The sequence below is a fragment of the Brevundimonas sp. genome (assembly GCF_041648115.1).
Taxonomy (GTDB): domain Bacteria; phylum Pseudomonadota; class Alphaproteobacteria; order Caulobacterales; family Caulobacteraceae; genus Brevundimonas.
The window spans coordinates 1-3,673 of sequence record NZ_JBAZPR010000035.1 but is presented as its reverse complement, the minus strand read 5'-3'; the positions used below and the strand labels follow the sequence as shown (position 1 = coordinate 3,673).

At 59.8% G+C, this 3,673-nt stretch carries 4 protein-coding genes; all 4 read right to left on the bottom strand.

What is annotated here, in order from left to right:
- Positions 1–1,184: N-6 DNA methylase (locus WC597_RS17085; RefSeq protein ID WP_372695263.1), on the bottom strand; the 1,184-nt coding region annotated here is incomplete at its 3' end.
- A 54-nt stretch (positions 1,185–1,238) separates the two neighbouring features.
- A complete protein-coding gene (locus WC597_RS17080; RefSeq protein ID WP_372695261.1) occupies positions 1,239–1,487 on the bottom strand; it encodes a DUF2188 domain-containing protein in 249 nt (82 codons plus the stop codon).
- 7 nt (positions 1,488–1,494) lie between these two features.
- Positions 1,495–2,160 (bottom strand): hypothetical protein, encoded by a 666-nt coding sequence (locus WC597_RS17075; RefSeq protein WP_372695259.1) that lies wholly within the window; start codon positions 2,158–2,160, stop codon positions 1,495–1,497.
- Between the two features lie 91 nt (positions 2,161–2,251).
- Positions 2,252–3,673: hypothetical protein (locus WC597_RS17070; protein ID WP_372695257.1), on the bottom strand; the 1,422-nt coding region annotated here is incomplete at its 5' end.

Sequence of the window (3,673 nt, the reverse complement as noted above, 5' to 3'; positions counted from 1 at the left end):
ATGCACACCGGGATGCCGGTCGAGGGGAAGAGCTGTGCGGGCAGGCCGATCACCGCATCGAGCAGATTCTCGTCGATCATCTGCTGGCGGATACGACCTTCGGCGCCACCACGAAAAAGGACGCCATGCGGAGCGATCAGCGCGACCTTGCCTTCGCGCGGCCGCGCGCTTTCGACCATGTGGCTGATGAAGGCATAGTCGCCCTTGGACTTGGGCGGCAGGCCGCGGTGGAAGCGGTTATGCCGATCCTGCTCGGCCGCTTCATGTCCCCACTGCTTCAGGCTGAAGGGCGGGTTCGCGATGACGCGGTCAAAGCGCATCAGCGCGTCGTCAGCGAGGAACTTCGGGTTGGTGAGGGTGTCGCCCCATTCGATCCGCGCGCCGTCCAAACCGTGCAGGAACATGTTCATCCGGGCCAGCGCCTGCGTCTGGTTCGTCGCCTCCTGGCCGAACAGCTGCACATTTGCCTGACTTGCGTGCTCCTTGCCCTCTGCATGGGCGACATGCTCGGCCGCGCGGATCAGAAGTGATCCGGACCCGCAGGCCGGGTCGTGGATCCGGTTTCCGGGACGCGGATCGGCGAGGCGGACCAGCAGTTCGGAGACTTTTCGCGGCGTGAAGAATTCGCCGGCTGTCTTGCCCGCGTTGCTGGCAAAGCGCGAAATGAGATAGATATAGGTTTCGCCGATGACGTCCTCAGCGCTGTCCTTGCCGTCGAAGAGTGAGGGCGAGAAATCGAGCGTCGGGCGCGCGAAATTGTCGAACAGCGCTTTGATGCGCCGGTTGCGATCGGCCGTCTCGCCCAGATTGTTGCGGCTGTTGAAATCGACCGGGGAGAGGGTGCCCTCAAGTTTGGCGAGGTTGGCCTGCTCAATCGCTTCCAGCGCGATGTTCACGCGCTCGGCGATATTCGTGCTGTTCCGCTCGGGATAGACGTCGTGGAAACTGGCACCCGCCGGGATCTGGAAGCGGAAGCGCGACATGCGGCGTTCAACGCGGGTGGCGTCGCCGTCATACTGCTTTTCGGCAGCGCGGCGCTCGTCGGCCCAGATATCGCTCAGATATTTCCAGAACAGGAAGACGAGGATGTAATCTTTGTAATTGGCGGCATCGATCGTGCCGCGAAACGTATCGCAGGCGCTCCATGCAGCCTTGTTCACGTCTTCTTGCTTGATGGCGGTCATCTTGATTCCCTTGTCGAGTGGGTGAGGCGCGCGAGCGCCTCACCCGGATTTGCATCAGCCCTTGGTGCCGCGCGGATCGTTGCCGTGACTATCCGAACGGGCGATCTGGCCGTCGCGATTGTGAATTTTCAACTCACTTTCGGCGGCGCGACTGACGCGCCGTCCTGCCGCCTCCGCCGTCGCCTTAGTGCGATGATTGCTGACGGGCGCAGGATTGCCGCCCCGCTTCACGCTCCAGCCACCAGAGGGGTTGGGAACGACGTGCGTCGTTCCGCCCTTGCTGCTTGAAGGGGATTTCGCCATATCTAATTTACCTTTCTGCTTGGGTAGAAGGTGCCCGCCCGGCTGTTCCAGAGCCGTTCGGGCCGGTTGAGGCCTGCTTTGGGTTTGCTCCCTTGGCAGGCCCTTCTGCCGCCGCTTGGCGGAGAAGCTCATTAATTAGATCGGTGCGGAGCGCGGACAGGCGCTCGGTGAGCTCGCGCTCCTCAATGGCGCACCTGTTCAGCGCTGCGATCGACATCTGTCGCTCGACCGACGGAACAGGAATGCGGAGCTCTTTCAAAGGTCCGAGTGGAAGCCGCAACGCTGCGGTGCCGGAACGATGACCGCTCAGTTCCTGCTGTGTCGACGGCAGGTTGATGTAGCTGACGAGATATCTTGGATCCACTGGCACTCCCTTGCGCAACCGAATGACAGCAAGGTCGAGCGTCGCGAACAGCGGCTCGCTATCGCCCGCGGCGGTGGTGACGACGGCGCAATGGTTCGAGTTACCCCGCAACGAAATGACGACATCGCCAAGCTTAAGTTGAGCATCCAGACCGTTCTTTGGCGGCCCCACCTTCGTCAGGTGGGAAGGGAGTCGCCCCGTCCCATCCAAATCGCCCACCATCACCACGCGTGCGTTTTCACCGCGACGCTCGGTGGCGACTCCGCTTAACACGAGCGCTAGCTCATCGAGGGGGAGGGAATCATTCATAGAGACGCTTTCTAATCAATCGACGGGATATGTCAATAGAAAGCGTTTCTAGCGATGGAAATTCAAAATTTCCCATGTCGCAAAGTCGGCGTCAGCGATCGCCTGGCTGGGGAAAGCCCCATCTCAATCGATCTTTTTTATACACTTCACTGGTCGCTATATCCTTTGTGAACCAGCGTGTGCCCCATTCCACTAAGAAGTCGTCGGCAGCCGCCAAACCGAAGGCATTCAATCTTTTCAGATATTCCCTCGCAACCGTAGTAGCCACGCTCAACCCTTCAATACGCGTGCGAATATCGTCCCCAGAACGGGAGGTATCAGTCCAACCGCGCCAATAAAGGCCTACATCCAGGGGCCAATCGGGATATTCCATCATTTGACGCGCAAGTGCATCGAAACTGGCTGCTGCCTCGGCAGTGACCCACCCGGGCAAGCCAAGACCATCGGCCGCCCAGTCATACTCCTCGCCGACAGGGGGTGGAGATTCTGTATGCAGATCTGTCGCTTCCGAGCCGTCTCCATCATTCGTCATAGTCGAGGGTTCAAGCTCATGATGTTCAAACCGCTGGTGACGCGACAAGTCAGTGTAAGACTTGCTCTCTGCAAGCAATGCGGCCTCGCGGAGCTGATTGCGCACCTCCTGCGCATTGGCACCGTTACCGAGCGCGGAAAGGATCAGGTCGACATCGCCGCGCGATACGCGGTCTGCGGCGCGATCAGCGTTCTTAGAAAGACTGTCATATTCCTCAACCCCGCCATCCAGCGCCACCTTCAGCAGGATCAGGGCGAAGCCGGGGGAGACGTCGAAGGTCTCTCCATATTTCTCCTGAATGATGCGTTTTGCGGCTTCGGCTGCTTCGTCGTGGCGGCCCACGAGGCGACGGATGGCTTCAGCTTCGCCGGGCGTCATGTGCGTGCCACTGACGTTCAGTTGACCACCCGCAAAAGCCCGAGCCCACGGACCCGCTTTGCTGCGTTCGGCAATGGGGTGGGCCAGTTCTTTCAGTAATGCAGCAATGTGACAACGCTCGAAGAAACTCCCCTGATCCATGACCGATGTCGGAACACCCAATTCCCGCATTTCGAGGAGGAAGGTCATCTCCTCGGGCTCGACCCTCTGAGGATCTGTCTGCCTCCGCCGCGGCGGTGATTCACCCGCAGCGCTCTCGTAGAGTTCAGCACGCTTCTTCTGAAACTCTTCTGCTGAATATGCGACTTCCAGATCTGCTATCGCCTTCGCGACGGCCGCTTCCTTAGAGTTGACTTCCTCGGCCGCCTTCATCAGCGCATTTGGGATTGCCTTCTGCAACGAAACCGATGGGACCGTTATATTGAGTTCCGGATTCTTCAGACGCTGCCGTGCGTCTTTCGCCGCTTTCGTGAGCTGGCCGCTGGGACCGCGCTCGTCCGCTTGCTTGAGGTAAGGCTCGATCGCGTCGATCACGCGACGGAGAGTCTGATCGGCGAGGCGCAAGCTCGCGGCGATCAATTCGGATTGGGATTTTTTCGTATC